The sequence below is a fragment of the Azospirillum lipoferum genome (genome assembly GCF_024170005.1).
In the GTDB taxonomy this organism is placed as follows: domain Bacteria; phylum Pseudomonadota; class Alphaproteobacteria; order Azospirillales; family Azospirillaceae; genus Azospirillum; species Azospirillum lipoferum.
This window is the reverse complement of the sequence record NZ_JALJXJ010000009.1, coordinates 265,654-282,694: the sequence shown is the minus strand read 5'-3', so window position 1 is coordinate 282,694 and position 17,041 is coordinate 265,654. Positions and strand designations below refer to the sequence as shown.

General features: G+C 69.7%; 12 protein-coding genes. 7 read left to right on the top strand and 5 right to left on the bottom strand.

The window, feature by feature from the left end; all coding sequences use genetic code 11:
- The first annotated feature begins 234 nt into the window (after window positions 1–234).
- Window positions 235–966, top strand: a complete 732-nt coding sequence (locus J2848_RS21150) for a carbonic anhydrase (RefSeq protein ID WP_149233197.1) — start codon at window positions 235–237, stop codon at window positions 964–966.
- Here J2848_RS21150 and J2848_RS21145 read toward each other — a convergent pair.
- Window positions 930–1,838: a hypothetical protein gene (locus tag J2848_RS21145; RefSeq protein ID WP_211103241.1), complete on the bottom strand. Its 909-nt coding sequence runs from the start codon at window positions 1,836–1,838 to the stop codon at window positions 930–932. The two genes, J2848_RS21150 and J2848_RS21145, sit on opposite strands and share 37 nt — an antisense overlap.
- Before the next feature lie 226 nt (window positions 1,839–2,064).
- Here J2848_RS21145 and J2848_RS21140 point away from each other — a divergent pair, with 226 nt between their 5' ends.
- From J2848_RS21140 to J2848_RS21130, 3 genes are all read left to right on the top strand, one after another.
- Window positions 2,065–2,979 carry a LysR family transcriptional regulator gene (locus J2848_RS21140; protein ID WP_149233196.1) on the top strand — a complete coding sequence of 305 codons (915 nt, stop codon included), beginning with the start codon at window positions 2,065–2,067 and terminating at the stop codon, window positions 2,977–2,979.
- Window positions 2,980–3,164: 185 nt separating this feature from the next.
- Window positions 3,165–5,681 (top strand): cation:proton antiporter, encoded by a 2,517-nt coding sequence (locus J2848_RS21135; protein WP_149233195.1) that lies wholly within the window; start codon window positions 3,165–3,167, stop codon window positions 5,679–5,681.
- A gap of 24 nt (window positions 5,682–5,705) precedes the next feature.
- Window positions 5,706–6,587 carry a DMT family transporter gene (locus tag J2848_RS21130; protein ID WP_149233194.1) on the top strand — a complete coding sequence of 294 codons (882 nt, stop codon included), beginning with the start codon at window positions 5,706–5,708 and terminating at the stop codon, window positions 6,585–6,587.
- A gap of 28 nt (window positions 6,588–6,615) precedes the next feature.
- Here the strand turns inward: J2848_RS21130 and J2848_RS21125 are convergent, their stop codons facing one another.
- Both J2848_RS21125 and J2848_RS21120 read right to left on the bottom strand, forming a co-directional pair.
- Window positions 6,616–7,527, bottom strand: a complete 912-nt coding sequence (locus J2848_RS21125) for an MBL fold metallo-hydrolase (protein ID WP_149233193.1) — start codon at window positions 7,525–7,527, stop codon at window positions 6,616–6,618.
- Window positions 7,528–7,556: 29 nt separating this feature from the next.
- A complete protein-coding gene (locus J2848_RS21120; protein ID WP_149233192.1) occupies window positions 7,557–8,201 on the bottom strand; it encodes a DsbA family protein in 645 nt (214 codons plus the stop codon).
- A gap of 137 nt (window positions 8,202–8,338) precedes the next feature.
- Between J2848_RS21120 and J2848_RS21115 the strand changes: the two genes are divergently transcribed.
- The 3 genes from J2848_RS21115 (at window position 8,339) to J2848_RS21105 (ending at window position 14,658) form a co-directional block, all read left to right on the top strand.
- A complete protein-coding gene (locus J2848_RS21115) occupies window positions 8,339–9,247 on the top strand; it encodes a LysR family transcriptional regulator (protein WP_149233191.1) in 909 nt (302 codons plus the stop codon).
- Window positions 9,248–9,371: 124 nt separating this feature from the next.
- Window positions 9,372–11,009: a GMC family oxidoreductase gene (locus tag J2848_RS21110; RefSeq protein ID WP_149233190.1), complete on the top strand. Its 1,638-nt coding sequence runs from the start codon at window positions 9,372–9,374 to the stop codon at window positions 11,007–11,009.
- A 172-nt stretch (window positions 11,010–11,181) separates the two neighbouring features.
- Complete coding sequence (locus J2848_RS21105; RefSeq protein ID WP_246194050.1) at window positions 11,182–14,658, top strand: indolepyruvate ferredoxin oxidoreductase family protein; 3,477 nt, start codon at window positions 11,182–11,184, stop codon at window positions 14,656–14,658.
- Window positions 14,659–14,678: 20 nt separating this feature from the next.
- On the opposite strand, the gene J2848_RS21100 is transcribed toward J2848_RS21105, so the two are convergent.
- Both J2848_RS21100 and bcsN read right to left on the bottom strand, forming a co-directional pair.
- Window positions 14,679–16,355 carry a tetratricopeptide repeat protein gene (locus J2848_RS21100; protein WP_149233188.1) on the bottom strand — a complete coding sequence of 559 codons (1,677 nt, stop codon included), beginning with the start codon at window positions 16,353–16,355 and terminating at the stop codon, window positions 14,679–14,681.
- A gap of 13 nt (window positions 16,356–16,368) precedes the next feature.
- A complete protein-coding gene (gene bcsN / locus J2848_RS21095; RefSeq protein WP_246194049.1) occupies window positions 16,369–17,037 on the bottom strand; it encodes a cellulose biosynthesis protein BcsN in 669 nt (222 codons plus the stop codon).
- Between the last annotated feature and the right edge of the window lie 4 nt (window positions 17,038–17,041).

Below are 17,041 nucleotides of genomic sequence, written 5' to 3'. Positions count from 1 at the left end.
AAATGGTTAACGGAATTGCGGCGATCAAGAGGGGGTACGGTCCAAACCCGCGGCTCGCCAAACCGGCGCAAGCCGGGCTGTGACAAGCGCCCCCCTTGCCCGATGCCTGCAATTTTTGGACGACCGCAGGGTCAGGAGCCATGCCAACACTGGCGGGCGTGGACGGGCCGCCGGGATCAACCGGCGCCGCCGATCGTCCGCAACGACCGGTGATCCCAAAGCGGAGGGTTAGGTATGTGTCTGTTGTGCGAAACGGCGGGCCTTGGGCTGTCGCGCCGGCATCTGCTCAAGACCGGTGCGGCGCTCGCCGGTACGGCCGGCGCCCTGGCATTGACGCCTACCACTGTTATGGCCAAGGAGGCGGCGGTGCCGCCATCCCCGCTGTCGCCTGACAAGGCCTTGCGGAAACTGGCCGCCGGCAACGCGCGCTATGCGGCGAACACCGCGCGCAACCGGGATTATTCGGTCGGCCGGGCGGCGCGGGCGGCGGCGCAGTTCCCCTTCGCCAGCATCGTCAGCTGCGCCGACTCACGGGTTTCCCCCGAAATCCTGTTCGATCAGGGGCCGGGAGAGCTGTTCGTCGTCCGCGTGGCCGGCAATTTCGTCAATGACGACGGACTCGCCAGCCTGGAGTATGGCGTCAAGGCGCTGAACATCCCGCTGATCCTGGTGCTCGGCCACACCGGCTGCGGCGCCATCGGCGCCACCATCAAGGCGATCCAGGACGGGACGCAGCTTCCCGGTCATCTGCCGGGACTGGTGAACGCGCTGAAGCCCGGAGTCGAAGCCGCAATCGCCCGCAAGCCCGCCGACCTGATGGCGGACGCGACGGTGGAGAATGTCCGGCACAATGTCCGGCGCCTCGCCGGGGCCGAACCGCTCATCGCCCCGCTGGCGGCCGATGGCTGGGTGAAGATCGTCGGCGGCCTCTACGACATCGCCACCGGCAAGGTGGCGCTGGTCTGAGCCGTCCCTATCGGAAGCGCGCCGGGCGGATGGGGAAGCGGCGGCGGAGACATGCCGTCTTCTGCCCGCTCCGCCCGGCGCGCCGCCGCCGCGATACCGTCGAGCTGGTGGCAGACCCAGCGTTCCACCAGTTCGGTGAAGTGCGGCGTCGGCAGCAGTCTGCGGCGGCGTTCGTCCTGGCGCACCAGCCCGCGCAGTTCCATCTCATTGATCAGGTTGCGGATGTGGGACCGCGACACCCCCAGCAGCCCGGCAAGCCCGCTGGCCGAAGCCTCCACCCAACCGCCCGCCGCATCGTCCGCCGCGCCTTGCGTCAGACTGCGCTCCACCAGCGTCAGGGCCAGATAGAGGCCGCTGTCATGCTCGTCGAGCCATGCCAGTTCGGGAAAAAGCAGCAGCGCCCGGTTGCGCGGATCAAGCAGGGCTTCGCATTCGCACAGCATCCGGTCGTAGAAATCGCGGTCGCAGCGCAGCCTCTCCCCCGCATCCTCGCCGCCGGCCAGCCGGCGATGGCAGGCGAGATGCAGGACCAGCCAGTCGCACAGGCCATCCAGGATGATCGGGCCGGGGACCAGATAGCGGATGCGCCCATCGCGCGGATCACGTTCGGTCTGGACGATGCCGAACCCGCGCAGCAAGGCGACGAAGGCGGCGGTCTGCCTGGTGCCGGGCAGGCGCTCCTGAAGACGGGTCAGCGTCGGCCGCTCCTCCGGCCTCCGGGCGGTTGCGTGCATCAACACGATCCAGGCGACGATCTCGGTCGGCGCCCGCTGGCCGAACAGCTTGATCATCAGCCGCTGTCCACGCAGCGGAGCGACCAGCCCGCCGCAGAACTCCGCGAGCACCGCGGGAAACTCCGGATGGCGCCGCATCCATTCCGGCCCCTCCCCCGGCATATGGATCGGCTCCAAAACCACAGGTCCCAAAATCACAGGCTGACCTCCGCGTTTGGGTTCCGGCTCACCGCTCTCCGCCAATCAGTCTAAACTATTTCGTGCACGATCAAATGGGCGGCAACTCGCCCACACCCATATTGACACACGATCCCTGTCACCCTCTTCATACCGTCACGATATGGACAATATGGGTTCCGGCGGGATGGACATACGGCAGCTTCGCTATTTCCTGGGCATCGTCGAGCATGGCTCGATCTCGCGCGCGGCGGACGCCCTGCGGGTGGCGCAGCCGGCGCTCAGCCTGCATCTGAAGCGGCTGGAGGAGGATTTCGGCTGCCAGCTCGTCCTACGCACGGCGCGCGGCGTGGTACCGACCGAAAGCGGGCGGCGGCTGGCGCAGCGGGCGGCGGCACTGATCGACCAGATGGACGGGCTGCGCGACGAGGTCCGCGCGGTGGAGGCGGTGCCGGCCGGTCCTGCCACCGTCGGCATCCCGACCTCGCTGGGGCCGGTGCTGACCGTGCCGCTGGCGCTGGCGGTGCGCCGCACCCACCCGCAAATCCGGCTGCGGGTGGTGGAGGGGCTGTCTGGCCACATGCTGGAATGGGTGCTGTCCGGGCAGCTCGACCTCGCCCTGGTGTTCGGCACCAAGGAGATGGGCGGGCTGGAGACCGAGCTGGTGGCGCGGGAAAAGCTGCATCTGGTCGGGCCGGCGGACGACCCGCTGCTGCACGGCCGGACCGCCATCCCCTTCGCCGAGGCGCTGGCCCTGCCGCTGATCCTGCCCGGCCGCCCGCATGGCGTGCGCGAGGAGGTGGAGCATGCCGCCCTGCTGGCGCGGGCGAGCGTCACCGTGGCGCTGGAGATCGATGCGCTGGAGCAGATCAAGGCGCTGGTGGCGGAAGGCTGCGGCTATACCGTCCTGTCCGACCGCGTGGCGCGCCATGGCGTGGCGGCGGAGCGGCTGACCGGCCTGCCCATCGTCGATCCGCAGATCGACCGGACCATCCTGCTGGCCCATGCCGCCGGCCGGCCGCTGTCGGCCGCCGCCCGCGCCACCCATGCCCTCCTGTCGGAGATCCTGGCCGGCCTGACGCGAGACGGCGGCTGGCGTTGAGGGGCGGAAAGCGGGCAGCCGGAATAAGTGGGTCCGGAATACGGCGAGCGGAATAGCTTTCCTGCTCGCGGCCGGCGCATCGCTGCGGACCATTTTTTGCCGCAGCACTGCGTGGTTCCCGGTCTTGCTCCCGCCACAGTGCGGCGATACCGTGCAGCCCACGCCGCAGCCGTCCCCGTGGAAACATGCACGACATCGTCATTCAAGTCCTCGGTGTTGCCGGGCTTCTCGCCCTCGTCAGTTTCCTGCCGCCGCTGGCCGCCCGCTTCCAGATGCCCTACACGGTGCTGCTGGCCGGGGTCGGCGTGGCGCTGGGTGCGGTGATCCAGACCTTCGCCGGCACGCCGGGCACGGGGCCGTTCCACGATTTCCTGACCTCGCTGGCGGAGCTGGACGTCTCGTCCGACGTGCTGCTGCACATCTTCCTGCCGATCCTGCTGTTCGAAACCGCGCTGGCGGTCGACGTGCGGCGGCTGTTCGACGATCTGGGGCCGATCCTGCTGATGGCGGTGGTGGCGGTGTTCGTCTGCACCTTCGCCGTCGGCTATGCGGTCAATCTGTTCACGCCGATGCCGCTGGTCGCCTGCCTGCTGCTGGGCGCCATCGTCGCCTCCACCGACCCGGCGGCGGTGATCGGCATCTTCCGCGACCTGGGCGCACCACGGCGGCTGACCACGCTGGTCGAAGGCGAAAGCCTGCTGAACGACGCCGCGGCCATCGCACTGTTCACGCTGCTGCTCGACATGCTGACGCGCACCTCCCACGGCGGGGCGGGAGCGGCGGCGCTGGACTTCCTGCGCGACTTCTCCGGCGGCGTCGTCACCGGCTATGTCTGCGGCCGCATCGTCTGCATGCTGGTGGAGCCGGTGCGCAACCAGCCGATGGCGGAGATCACGCTGACGGTGGCGCTGGCCTATCTGTCCTACGTGCTGGCCGACCATTATGTCGGCGCGTCGGGCGTGGTGGCGGTGGTGACCTCGGCGCTGGTCATCGGATCGGTCGGGCGCACCCGCATCTCCCCCGCCACCTGGGGCGCCATGGAGCATGTCTGGCAGCAGCTGGGCTTCTGGGCAAACTCGATGATCTTCCTGCTGACCGCCATCCTGGTGCCGCGGCTGATGGCCGATGCCGGCTGGGCGGAGGTCGGGCTGGTGCTGGTCGTGGTGCTGGCGGCCTTCGCCGCGCGGGCGGTGGTGCTGTTCGGCCTGCTGCCGGTGCTGTCCTGGGCCGGGCTGGCGCAGAAGGTCAGCAACTCCTACAAGGCGGTGATGCTGTGGGGCGGCATGCGCGGGGCGGTGTCGCTGACGCTGGCCCTGGCGGTGACCGAGAATTTCCGCGTTCCCGAGCGGCTGCAAAGCTTCATCGCGGTGATCGTCACCGGCTTCGTCTTCGTCACGCTGTTCGTCAACGGCACCACGCTGCGCTGGCTGATCCGCCTGCTGAAGCTGGACGAGCTGACGCCGGTCGAGCGCGCCATGCGCAACCGCGCGCTGGCGCTGTCCACCGACAGCATCCGCGACCGCGTCGCCGCCGTCGCCCAGACCTATGAGGTCGACGGCGCCGTCAAGGACGTGATGGTCGCCCGCTACGAGGAGCGGCTGAAGCGGATCGACCGCGACAGCCAGGAGGAGGCCAAGCTGAGCGACGAGGACCGCGTCACCATCGGCCTCGTCATCCTGGTGAATCGCGAGGAAGAACTCTATTACGCCCATTTCTCCGAAGGGGTGGTGTCGCGCGCGGTGATGGAGATGCTGGCCGGCCGCAGCGGGCGCCTGCTCGACGCGGTCAAGAGCCAGGGCCGCAACGGCTACCGCGCCTTCGAGGAACCCTTCATCGCCTTCTCCCCCTGGATGCGGACGGCCAGCTGGCTCCAGCGCCGCTTCGGCGTCCACCGGCCGCTGGCCCGGCGCCTGTCGATGCGGTTCGAGGTGCTGGTGGCGGTGCGCACCGTGCTGCGCGAGCTGCTGGCCTTCACCCGCGACCGGCTGGCCCGCGTGCTGGGCCAGGAGGTGGCGTTCGAGCTGGAAGGCATGCTGGTCGGCCGGCTGGGCATCGTCGAACAGGCGCTGTCGGCCCTGAAGCTGCAATACCCGGATTATGCGGTGGTGCTGCAAAGCCGCTATGTCGGCCGCGCCGCCCTGCGGCTGGAGCATGCCGAATACCGCGCCATGCACGCCGAATCGATCATCAGCCAGGAGGTCCTGACCGACCTGGAGCGCGACCTGGAACAGCGCCGCCGGGCACTGGAACGGCTGCCGAAGCTCGACGTGCGGTTCGATGTGGCGGAGCTGGTGCGCCGGGTGCCGCTGTTCGCCGGCCTGCCGTCGGAGCGGGTGGCGACCATCGCCACGCTGCTGCGCGCCCAGCTGGCGCTGCCGGGCGAGACCATCGTGCGCAGGGGCGACCGCGGCGACGCCATGTTCTTCATCGCATCGGGTGCGGTGGAGGTGCTGGTGCCGATGCTGGCGGAGCCGGTGAAGCTGGGCACCGGCGACTTCTTCGGCGAGATGGCGCTCCTGTCCCGCCAGCGGCGCAATGCAGACGTGCGGGCGTTGGGCTATTGCCAATTGCTGGTGTTGGATGAGAAGGATTTCCGCCGGCTGGTGCAGAAGGACGCGGATTTGCAGTCCCACATCCAGGCGGTCGCCGAAGCGCGCCGCCAGCCGACCCCGTCGTCTCAGGCCGTTCCGGCGGTGAACTGACCGGACGGAAAAGGGACTTAAGGGATGAGCGGGACCGCGACGGGCGGCCAGACCTGGCTGCGCCTGATGCCGGGCCTTTTCGTGCTGCTGTGGAGCACCGGCTTCATCGGCGCGAAATACGGCCTGCCTTATGTGGAGCCGCTGACCTTCCTGCTGCTCCGGCTGGGGCTGGTCGCCGTGGTGCTGGCGCTGGTGGCGCTGGTCAGCCGGGCGCCCTGGCCGAAGGACTGGGCGACCGCCGGGCGGATCGCGCTCGCCGGGCTGCTGGTGCACGGCGTCTATCTGGGCGGCATCTTCATCGCCATGGCGAAGGGCCTGCCGGCCGGGGTGACCGCGCTGGTGGTCGGCATCCAGCCGCTGCTGACCGCCGCCCTGTCCGGCCCGCTGCTGGGCGAACGGGTGACCGGCCGGCAATGGGCCGGGCTGCTGCTCGGCCTTGCCGGCGTCGGTCTGGTGGTGCGGGAGAAGCTGGCCATCGACGCGGCGCATCTGGTGCCGCTCGGCTATGCCCTGGTGGCGCTGGTCGGCATCACGCTGGGCACGCTGTACCAGAAGCGCCACGGCGGCGGCATGGACCTGCGCAGCGGCACCGCCATCCAGTATGGCGCCACCGCGCTGGCCCTGGCGGTCGCCGCCCCGCTGACCGAGACCATGCGGATCCAGTGGACGGGCGAGTTCGTCTTCGCCCTGCTGTGGCTCTGCTTCGTGCTGTCGGTCGGCGCCATCTTCCTGCTGTTCGCCCTGATCCGCCGCGGGGCGGCGGCCAAGGTCGCCAGCCTGTTCTACCTGACGCCACCGGTGACAGCGCTGATCGCCTGGATCCTGTTCGGCGAGAAGCTGGGCATCGTCGCCCTGGCCGGCATGGCGGTGGCGGTCTGCGGCGTGGCGCTGGTCAACAGGAAGTGAAGATCGAACGGCGGGAGACGGTGGGGCGTCAGCCCCACTTCATCTCGCCGGTCGCCACCTTGGCGCCGATGTCGAGCGCGATGCCCATTCCGGCATCGGGATAGCGCCGCTTCATGGCGGCGATCAGTTCGGCGCTGCTCTTCGCCTTGGCAAGCTCCTCCTCGAAGGCCAGGAGATAGGCCCTGGTGTGGGCGATGGCCGCCGCATCGGGCGCCGCACCCGGTGCCGCATGACCGGCGACCACCACCGCCGGATTGCGGACGGCCATGGCGTCCAGCGCCTTGACCCAGGCGGCGCGCGCCTCGGCCGTCGGGGTATCGGCGGTCCAGACATGCAGGCCGGAGAACACCAGCACCCCGCCGAAGATCGCCTGCAACGACGGCGCCCACAGGTGACGGCGGTTCGGCAGCCCCTGGGCGTCGACGATCTCGATGGCCTGGCCGTCCAGGGTCAGGGCGGCGCCGTCGAACGGCTGCGGCATCACCACGTCGGCCAGGGTCTGCGGGCCGTTCTCCTTCAGCTTCGGCCCCCAGACCGCCAGCTTCTTTTCGACATTGCCCCTGATCGCCGCGACGGTGGCGGAGGCGGCGATGACGCGGGCATCGGGGAAGGCCGCCTTCACCGGACCCAGGCCGAAATAATAATCGGGATCGCTCTGGCTGACATAGATGATCGTCAGCCTCTTGCCGGTCGCCTTGATCGCCTCCGCCAGCGCCTTGCCGTCGGAGAGGGTGAAGCCGCCGTCGATCAGGATCGCCTCACGGCTGCCGGACAGCAGGACCGGCGCCCGGAAGAAGCCGGTTTCCCCAGCCGGAAACGCCTGCCAGCCCAGCGGCGCCGCGGTGGCCGCCAGCGCACCGGCCGGGGCCAGAAGAGTTGCGGCCCCCGCCAGCGTCGAGGCGTGCAAAGCGGTGGCAAGGATGTCCCTGCGCGTCATCATCATCGATGTCCTTCTTTCTGGTTTCGCGGTCAGGCGACGCGCAGAACCGCCGCCAGCCTGCCGGGTTTGGCGAAGAGGATTTCGGAGTCGAGCTTGCGCCGGTGCGACCCGTCGTCATACAGCAGGGTCGGCACGCCGTTGGCGCGGTAGGCAGCCATCAGCTGCCGGCCGCGCTCCACCCGCGCGGCGTCGGCGACGGTCAGTTCCTCCGTCCCCTCGGCAAGAAGCGACGCCGCGGCGCCGAGGTCCAGGCCGGCCAGCACATCGGCCAGCGTCGCCATCGCCGTGATGTCGCGCCCGTCGGCGTAGCGCGCGGCCTGGATGGCGGCCAGCGCCGTGAATTCCCGGGCGGGGGCGGTCAGCGCCACCGCGGTCAGCGCCAGCGTCGCCGGACCGCTGTCGAGCCTCTGGCGCCGGTCGGCCAGAACATCGGTGCGATAGCGCTCGCTGAAGACCTGCCCAGTCAGGGCGCAGATACGCTGATCGGCCGCCCAGGCATGGGCGGCGAAGCCCTCGTCCAGCGGCCGGGCGCCGGCCCCGGAGAACAGGCCGGTGGGCAGCAGCTCCAGCGCCAGATCCCCGATCTCCCGCAGCGACGCGATCGCCGGCGAGGCGCCATAGCACCAGCCGCAGAGCGGGTCGAACAGATAGGTGACGGTCCTGGTCCGGCTCATGGTCGCATCCGTGGCTGGCGATGACGTGATGGTGCGACCTTAACCGGTACCGATTGTGCTGTGTAGCCGGCATAAAACCGACATATCGTATGCTGTAGGCAAACAATAGGGACGTCCCTCACCATGAGCGATCCCCAATGAGCGATCCGAGGCATCTGAACCGCATCGCCTATTTCGCCGCGGTGGTGGAAACCGGTTCCTTCACCGCGGCGGCGGCGCGGCTGGGGATCACCAAGGCGGTGGTCAGCCAGCAGGTGGCGAAGCTGGAGGAGGAGGTCGGCGCCAGCCTGCTGGTCCGCACCACCCGCAAGGTCCGGCCGACCGAGGCCGGCATGGCCTTTCACCGCCGCTGCGTCGTGATCCTGCGCGAGGCCGAGGATGCCTTCGGCGAACTTGCGGAAAATGCGGCGGCGCCGTCCGGCCTGCTGCGGCTGACCGCACCCTTCGATTACGGGGTGGCGGTCGTCGTCCCCACCATTTCCGCCTTCGTCGCCGCCCATCCCGCCTGCAAGGCCGACATGGCCCTGTCCGACCAGTCGCTCGACCTCGTCGGCGGCACCTTCGACCTTGCCATCCGCGTCGGCTGGCTGGCCGACACCAGCCTCCAGGCCCGCCAGTTCGGCAGCTTCCGCCAGCTACTGGTCGGCACCCCGGCGCTGGCCCGGCGGATCGGCGAACAGGCTGGGCCGGAGGACATCGCCGCCCTGCCCTTCATCGCCAACACGGCGCTGCGCAACCCGCTGACCTGGCAGTTCACCGCAAAGACCGGCGGGGCGCACATGGTGACGCCCCGGGCGGCCATCGCGCTGGACGCCACCTTCGCCGTGCGCGAGGCGGTTCGCCAGGGGGCGGGGCTGTCGGTCCTGCCGGATTACTGCGTGGCCGACGATCTGGCATCCGGCCGCCTCGTCCATCTCCTGCCGGGCTGGACCCTGCCGTCGGGCGGCATCCATGCCGTCTTCCCCGCCGCCCGCTTCCGCCCGACCAAGGTCCGCGCCTTCGTCGATTTGCTGACCGAGCGCGAACGGCAGCGAGCGTCATCTTGAGGATGGAGGGTGGCCGAATTCCGCACCGGACGGTACCCCCGCGGCAAGATTTCGCTGGATCGTCCGCCCGGTCAGCAATTTAATACGTCTGACAAATCGATAAATCCTTTGGGGCAGGGACGCGATGGCGGACGTTTTGGACTTCGGCAGCTTCGACTACATCATCGCGGGCGGCGGCACCGCCGGCTGCGTGCTGGCCAACCGGCTGTCGGCCGATCCGGACGTCTCGGTCCTGCTGCTGGAGGCCGGCGGCAAGGACAGCTGGGTCTGGCTCCACATTCCCGCCGGCTATCTGTTCTGTATCGGCAACCCGCGCACCGACTGGTGCTTCAAGACGGAGGCCGAGCCGGGGCTGAATGGGCGCAGCATCCATTACGCCCGCGGCAAGGTGCTGGGCGGCTGCTCGTCGATCAACGGCATGATCGCCATGCGTGGGCAGGCCCGCGATTACGACGAATGGGCTTCCATCACCGGCGACAGCCGCTGGAGCTGGAAGGAGGTCTTGCCGGTCTTCAAGGGCAGCGAGGATTACTGGCGCGGCGCCGACGACATGCACGGCGTCGGCGGCGAATGGCGGGTGGAGCGGCAGCGGTTGCGCTGGGACCTGCTCGACCGCTTCGCCGAGGCGGCGCAGCAGGTCGGCATTCCCCGCAACGACGACTTCAACCGCGGCGACAATCTCGGCGTCGGCAGCTTCGAGGTGAACCAGAAGAGCGGCATCCGCTGGAGTGCGGCCAAGGCCTTCCTGCGCCCGGCGCTCGACCGCCCCAACCTGAAGCTCGTCATCGATGCCGCCATCGACCGGGTGGAGATCGCCGATGGCCGCGCCACCGGCATCCGCTTCACCGTGAAGGGGGAACCGGCACGGGCGACCTCCAGGATCGAGACGGTGCTGGCCGCCGGGTCCATCGGCAGCCCGGCGATCCTCCAGCGATCCGGCATCGGCCCGGCGGAGCATCTGAAGACACTCGGCATTCCGGTGGTGCTCGACGCGCCGGACGTCGGCGCCAATCTGCAGGACCATCTGCAACTGCGGATGATCTACAAGGTCGATGGCATCGTCACGCTGAACAAGCGGGCCGGGAACCTGTTCGGCAAGGCGATGATGGGGCTGGAATACGCCCTGTTCCGCAAGGGGCCGCTGACCATGGCGCCCAGCCAGCTCGGCGTCTTCGCCAAATCATCGCCGGAGGTCGCGACCGCCGACCTGGAATACCATGTGCAGCCGCTGTCGCTGGAGAAGTTCGGCGACCCGCTGCACGCCTTCCCGGCCTTCACCGCCAGCGTCTGCGACCTGCGCCCGGCATCGCGCGGCTGGACCCGCATCACCACCGCCGATCACCGCGCCAATCCGGCCATCGCCCCCTGCTACCTGTCCGATCCGGCCGACCGGACGAAGGCGGCGAAGGCGCTGGCGCTGACCCGCCGCATCGTCTCGCAGCCGGCACTCGCCCCCTACCACCCGCAGGAATACAAGCCCGGCCCCAGTTTCCAGACCGAGGAGGAATTGGCGCGGGCCGCCGGCGACATCGGCACCACCATCTTCCATCCCGTCGGCACCTGCCGGATGGGCGGCAAGGATGATCCCACCGCCGTCACCGATGCGGAGATGCGGGTGAAGGGCGTGCGCGGCCTGCGGGTGATCGACGCCTCGGTGATGCCGACGCTGACCTCCGGCAACACCAACACGCCGACGGTGATGATCGCCGAGCGCGGTGCCGCCCTGATGCGGGCCGACCGCCGCGCCGCCCTGAAAGGGTAATCCGTCCGGAAGACGCCAGATCCTGCGCAAAAATTTCGCTGCACGCCTCAACAATCCGCAACAGGATTTTCCGAACACCCCAGATCCCCGGCCAACCCGCAAAATCATTTGCCTGCGAAAGGCGCAGACTTGTTCCCAGAAAAGAAATCCGAGGGGACGAGAGATGGACGGCATGCCGAAAGGCCTGCGGGCGGAACAGGTGGAGATCGACCGGAGCTATCGCCTGGACGACCGCTACGGCCGGGCCGAGGGGCAGGTCTATCTGTCCGGCACCCAGGCGCTGGTCAGGCTGCTGCTGCTCCAGGCGGAAAGCGACCGGCGGGCGGGCCTCAACACCGCCGGCTTCGTCAGCGGCTATCGCGGATCGCCGCTGGGCGGGCTGGATCAGGCGCTGTGGCAGGCGCACAAGCATCTGGACGCCCACGCCATCACCTTCGTCCCCGGCGTGAACGAGGATCTGGGCGCCACCGCCGTCATGGGCACCCAGCAGGTCGAATCCTCCGGCGAGGTCACCGTCGATGGCGTGTTCGGGATGTGGTACGGCAAGGGGCCGGGGGTGGACCGCTCCGGCGACGTGCTGAAGCATGCCAACGCCTATGGCAGCTCGCCGCGCGGCGGGGTGCTGGCGGTGGCCGGCGACGACCATGGCTGCGTGTCCTCCAGCATGCCGCACCAGAGCGACCTCGCGATGATCGCGTGGTCGATGCCGGTGCTGAACCCGTCGGGCGTGCGCGAGTATCTGGATTTCGGCCTCTACGGCTATGCCCTGTCGCGCTTTTCCGGCGCCTGGGTGGGGTTCAAGGCGATCTCGGAGTCGGTGGAAAGCTCCGCCACCGTCCGGCTGCCGTCGCTCGACCGCGGCTTCCTGCCGGTGGAGTTCGATCCGCCGCCGGGCGGCTTGCATTACCGCTGGCCCGACCTGCCCAGCCTCGCCATCGAGGAGCGTCTCGCCGCCAAGGTCGCGGCGGTGAAGGCCTTCGCCCGCGTCAACCGCATCGACCGCAGCGTGCTTGGAAAGGGTGGATGGCTGCGCGTCGTCACCACCGGCAAGGCGCATCTCGACCTGATGGAGGCTTTGCGGATCCTGGGCATCGGCCCCGTCGAGGCCGCTGAAATCGGCCTGTCGGTCCACAAGATCGGCCTGTCCTGGCCGCTGGAGCCCGACTTCGCCCTGACCGCGGCCCGTGGCGCCGAAGAGATCCTGGTAGTGGAGGAAAAGGCGCCGGTCGTCGAAGGCCAGCTGAAGGATCTGCTGTTCCACCTGCCGGCCGGCGAGCGGCCGCGCGCCGTGGTCGGCAAGACCGACGAGTTCGGCGCCCCTCTCCTGCCCGCCACCGGGGAGCTGCGCCCCTGGATCGTCGCCAAGGCGCTGGTGGAACGGATCCGCCATCGCTTCCCGGACCGCGATCTTTCAGGCCGGCTCGCCGATCTGCTGCCGGGTGAGGCGCCCGCCGCCCCTGCCCTGCCCCGCACCCCCTATTTCTGCTCCGGCTGTCCGCACAACAGCTCGACCAAGGTGCCGGAGGGCAGCAAGGCGATGGCCGGCATCGGCTGCCATTTCATGGCGTCGTGGATGGACCGCGACACGGTGGGCCTCAGCCAGATGGGCGGCGAGGGCGTCAGCTGGATCGGGCAGGCGCCGTTCAGCAAGCGCCCGCACATCTTCCAGAATCTGGGCGAGGGCACCTATTTCCATTCCGGCCTGCTGGCGATCCGGCAGGCGGTGGCCGCCAAGATCAACATCACCTACAAGATCCTGTTCAACGACGCCGTCGCCATGACCGGCGGCCAGCCGGTGGACGGTCCGATCTCTGTCGACGCCATCACCCGCCAGCTGGCGGCGGAGGGCATCACCCGCATCGCCGTGGTCAGCGACGCACCGGAAAAGTACGACAGCCGGTCCGGTCTTGCCCCCTTCACCACCGTGCACCACCGCGAGGAACTGGACGCCGTCCAGCGCGAGATGCGCGACATCCCCGGCGTCACCGCCATCATCTACGAGCAGACCTGTGCGGCCGAAAAGCGCCGCCGGCGCAAGCGCGGCACCATGGCCGATCCGGCGCGGCGCATGGTCATCAACGATCTGGTCTGCGAAGGCTGCGGCGATTGCGGCAGGAAGTCGAACTGCCTGTCGGTGCAGCCGAAGCAGACCGAATTCGGCATGAAGCGGCAGATCGACCAGTCCAGCTGCAACAAGGACTTTTCCTGCGCCGACGGTTTCTGCCCCAGCTTCGTCTCGGTGGTCGGCGGCAGCTTGCGCAAGCCGAACCCCGACAGGGTCGCCGCCCGCTTCGCCGACGATCTGGCGGCGCTGCCTCTGCCGCATTACTCCGCCGCCGAAGATCCGGCCGAGATCCTTATTGTCGGCGTCGGCGGCACCGGCGTCGTCACCATCGGGGCGGTGCTGGCGATGGCGGCGCATCTGGAGGGCAAGGCCTCCTCCGTGCTGGACTTCATGGGCTTCGCGCAGAAGGGGGGTGCCGTCTACAGCTACCTCCGCGTGGCAGGCGACGCGGCGCGGCTCAATCAGGCGCGGATCGACCCGAAACAGGCGCAGCTGGTGCTGGCCTGCGACACCGTGGTTGCGGCGTCGCCGGACGCGCTGAAGACGGTGCGGCTGGGCCGGACGCGGGTGGTGGCGAACGCCCATGTCGCCCCGACCGGCGCCTTCACCCGCGACGGCAGCAAGCTGCCCGATCCCGGATCGCTGCTGCGCAGCCTGCGCCGCGCCGCCGGACCCGACCGGGTGGAGGTGGTGGACGCCAACCGGGTGGTCACCGCCCTGTTCGGCGACAGCATCCTCGCCAATGTCTTCCTGATGGGCGTCGCCTTCCAGAAAGGCCTGCTGCCGGTGGGGCTGGAGGCGCTGACCCGCGCCATCGAGCTGAACGGCACCGGCGTCGCCGCCAACCTGCGCGCCTTCGCCTTCGGCCGCCTCGCCGCACACCGGCCGGATCTGCTGGCGACCCTGGGTGCGGAGGAGACACCGCCGGCCGCCGACCTCGCCACCATCGTCGAACGGCGCGCCGGGTTCCTGGTCGAGTACCAGGACCGCGCCTATGCCGACCGCTACCGCGCCCTGGTGGAGCGGGCGCGGCAGGCGGAGGCCCGCGTCGCCCCCGGTTCGACCGCGCTGGCCGAAGCGGTGGCGCGCAGCGCCTTCAAGCTGATGGCCTACAAGGACGAGTATGAGGTCGCCCGCCTGCACAGCGACCCCAGCTTCCGCAAAAGCCTGGAGGACCGCTTCGACGGCGACTGGAAGCCGGTCTTCCACCTCGCCCCGCCGCTGCTGGCGCGCGAGACCAACGGCTATGGCGAGCCGCGCAAGATGGCGCTCGGCGCCTGGATCCTGCCGGTGTTCCGCGGTCTGGCGGCGATGAAACGGCTGCGCGGGACGGCGCTCGACCCCTTCGGCTATACGGCAGAGCGCCGGATGGAACGCGCCCTGATCGCCCGGTTTGAGGCCACTGTGGCGGAGATCGCCGAGCGGCTGTCGGCCGACCGGCTCGCCACCGCGGTGGAGCTGGCCGCCTTGCCGCAGGAGATCCGTGGCTTCGGTCCAGTGAAGCACCGGGCGATGGAAGCGGTCGAGCCGCGCTGGCGGGCGCTGGAACAGCGGTTGCGCGAGCGGCCGGCCCAAGCGGCGTAGGGGGACGGCGTAAGGCCGCCTTACTTTTCCAGGAAGTGCAGGAAGGGGAAGGCTTCGAAGTCGAAGCGGATCAGGGCCGGCGCCCCGCCGCTGCGGACCAGATGGTCGTAGGTGCAGTAGGGGGCCGCCTGATCCAGCCCCCAGAAGGCCCGGCCCTCGTCGAAATGCCGGCCGATATAGGCGACGACGAGGTCGAGATAGCGCCGGGCGGCCGGCGTCCGGTTGAAGGCGAGGAAGCCGGCGAGGAAATCGCGGGTCGGCCCGCGGCTCCGCCGGTCCTGCATCACCGCCACGTCCCAATCCCGCCACTCCGCCATGGCAAGGCCGGGATCGGCCAGCAGCAGCGCATCGACATCGACCTGGATCACCGGCCCCGCCCCCTGGCGCAGAAGCTGCTGCGTCACGGCAAAACGGGCGGAGGCGAAATAGGTCAGCCGCACCGGCTCCGACAGAGCGCTCAGATCGACGGTCTCGAAGGAGACGGACAGCGGCAGCTCGCCGTCGCCCGCCAGCCGCATCAGTTCCGCCGCGACATCATCCGGCGGGTTGACGACATGGACATGCGGGGCGCAGGACGCGGCCGTTCTGCTCCGGGTTTCGAGGAAGCCGGCACCGAACCGCCGCCAATATTCCCCATCGCAGCCGACCAGCAGGATCGGCCGGTCATCGGTCTTCGGGGCAACCGGCATATGGCGGACGGCGCGGGCGAAGCATCCCGGCGGCGCAGCGGACAGCCGGTCGAAGAAGGCCGGCTCGCTGCGCACCATCGACCACAGCAGCATCTCGAAATCGGCGGCGATGTCCTGCGCGGTCCAATGGCGGGCGTATTTGCGGAAATAGCGGCGGGCCAGGTCGAGCCGTCGCCGCCGGTAGAGGGCATAGCAGACCACCGACAGCGCGACGCTGTCGCGCGGCTCCGCCATCAGCCGGCGGCGCCCGGCGGCAGCGACCCGCTCCAGCGTTCCGTCGTCCATCACCCCGGTCTGAACCGCGACGATCGCCGTGCCATAGAGGTTCTTGCCGGCATCGCCATGCCCGCCTTCGGCGGCACGGCCGAAGGCGGCCAGGGCCTCGCCCAGCGCCACCCGGTCGACCAGCCGCCCGGCGTTGGCGAGCCCGGCGGCCATCAGCCGGCTCGCCGCCAGCCGGCACAGGCCCAGCCGGTACAGACAATCGGGCCGGCCGGGGTGGAGCGCGTCCAGACGCCGGTACTGCTCCTCGGCCTCCGCCATCCGATCCTGGGCGTAGAGACAGTCGCCGAGCCGCATCAGGTAGCCGTCATTGTCCGGCGCCAGCCGCAGGGCGCGGCGCAGCGCCTCGGCCGCCCCGCCGCCGTCGCCGAGGTCGGTCAGGGCGCCGGCGAGGTTGCCGAACGGCTTGACCCAGGCGGGATCGAGCGCCATCGCCGCCCGATGCTGGCCGACCGCCGGTCCGGTCTGCTTCGCCGCCCGCAAGGCCGATCCCAGATTGTCACGATAGGCGGCGCAGAGGGGATCCCGCCGGATCGCCTCGCCGATCAGCCGCACCGCTTCGGCGGATTGGCCGGACTGGTGGTGCAGGACGCCCAGCAGGTGCCACGCATCGGCCACCTCGGGCGCCGCCTGGATGATCTTCCGGTAGATGTCCGCCGCCTCGGCCAGCCGGTTGCCCTGATGCAGGCCGACGGCGATGCGCAAGGCTTCGGATACGGTGGTCATGGCAGGCGCGCTCCTAGAGTCCCCCCAGATCCTGCGCCTCCAGGATCGTCTCGGGCAGGGTCAGGGTCATGCCGTCGAAGGGCGCCAGAAGGGCGCGGATGTTGGAGCCGACGCCGCAGACCCGGTATTCCACCCGCACCGCCTCGATCCGTTCCGGCAGCATCCGCTTGTGGTCGTTGATCAGCTGCCAGGCCAGGACGCAGGTGTTCTGCTCGTCCTGGGCGGTGGCGTAGTCGTAATCGCCGTAGCGGTTGCGGCGGGCGGCGTCGGCGACCTTGACCTTCATGTCCGGGAATTCGCGCCGGGTCGTCACCGTCAGCGTCTCCATCGTGTAGAGCGGCACGGGGAAGACGCGCGGCGGCTGGACCAGGGCGCCGAACAGGCTGTCGGGCAGGGTCTGCACGTCGATCGTCAGGCGGTTCTCGCCCGGCAGGGTCGTCGGGTTGCCGAGTGCCACGTTGTAGGTCTTGTAGACCGCGCCGGTGTCGCGCATGCGGGCGGCGACGATGGGGAAGTCGCGGCTTTCCCCCAGCGTCACCGGCAGCGCCGCCGGCTGGATGCGGCGCCAGGGGGTGGGCGACTGGGTCAGGTTGTCGCGCACCCAGCCGGCGCAGCCGGAGGTCAGCAGCGTGGCCGCCGCCAGCACGGCCCACAGCGCGGCGCGCCTCGCAGTTTCGGGCATCGGG

Coding starts and splice junctions, on each gene's coding strand:
- J2848_RS21150 (WP_149233197.1), top strand. CDS start 235: ATGTGTCTGTTGTGCGAAACGGCGGGCCTTGGGCTGTCGCGCCGGCAT.
- J2848_RS21145 (WP_211103241.1), bottom strand. CDS start 1,838: ATGCGGCGCCATCCGGAGTTTCCCGCGGTGCTCGCGGAGTTCTGCGGC.
- J2848_RS21140 (WP_149233196.1), top strand. CDS start 2,065: ATGGACATACGGCAGCTTCGCTATTTCCTGGGCATCGTCGAGCATGGC.
- J2848_RS21135 (WP_149233195.1), top strand. CDS start 3,165: ATGCACGACATCGTCATTCAAGTCCTCGGTGTTGCCGGGCTTCTCGCC.
- J2848_RS21130 (WP_149233194.1), top strand. CDS start 5,706: ATGAGCGGGACCGCGACGGGCGGCCAGACCTGGCTGCGCCTGATGCCG.
- J2848_RS21125 (WP_149233193.1), bottom strand. CDS start 7,527: ATGATGACGCGCAGGGACATCCTTGCCACCGCTTTGCACGCCTCGACG.
- J2848_RS21120 (WP_149233192.1), bottom strand. CDS start 8,201: ATGAGCCGGACCAGGACCGTCACCTATCTGTTCGACCCGCTCTGCGGC.
- J2848_RS21115 (WP_149233191.1), top strand. CDS start 8,339: ATGAGCGATCCGAGGCATCTGAACCGCATCGCCTATTTCGCCGCGGTG.
- J2848_RS21110 (WP_149233190.1), top strand. CDS start 9,372: ATGGCGGACGTTTTGGACTTCGGCAGCTTCGACTACATCATCGCGGGC.
- J2848_RS21105 (WP_246194050.1), top strand. CDS start 11,182: ATGCCGAAAGGCCTGCGGGCGGAACAGGTGGAGATCGACCGGAGCTAT.
- J2848_RS21100 (WP_149233188.1), bottom strand. CDS start 16,355: ATGACCACCGTATCCGAAGCCTTGCGCATCGCCGTCGGCCTGCATCAG.
- bcsN (WP_246194049.1), bottom strand. CDS start 17,037: ATGCCCGAAACTGCGAGGCGCGCCGCGCTGTGGGCCGTGCTGGCGGCG.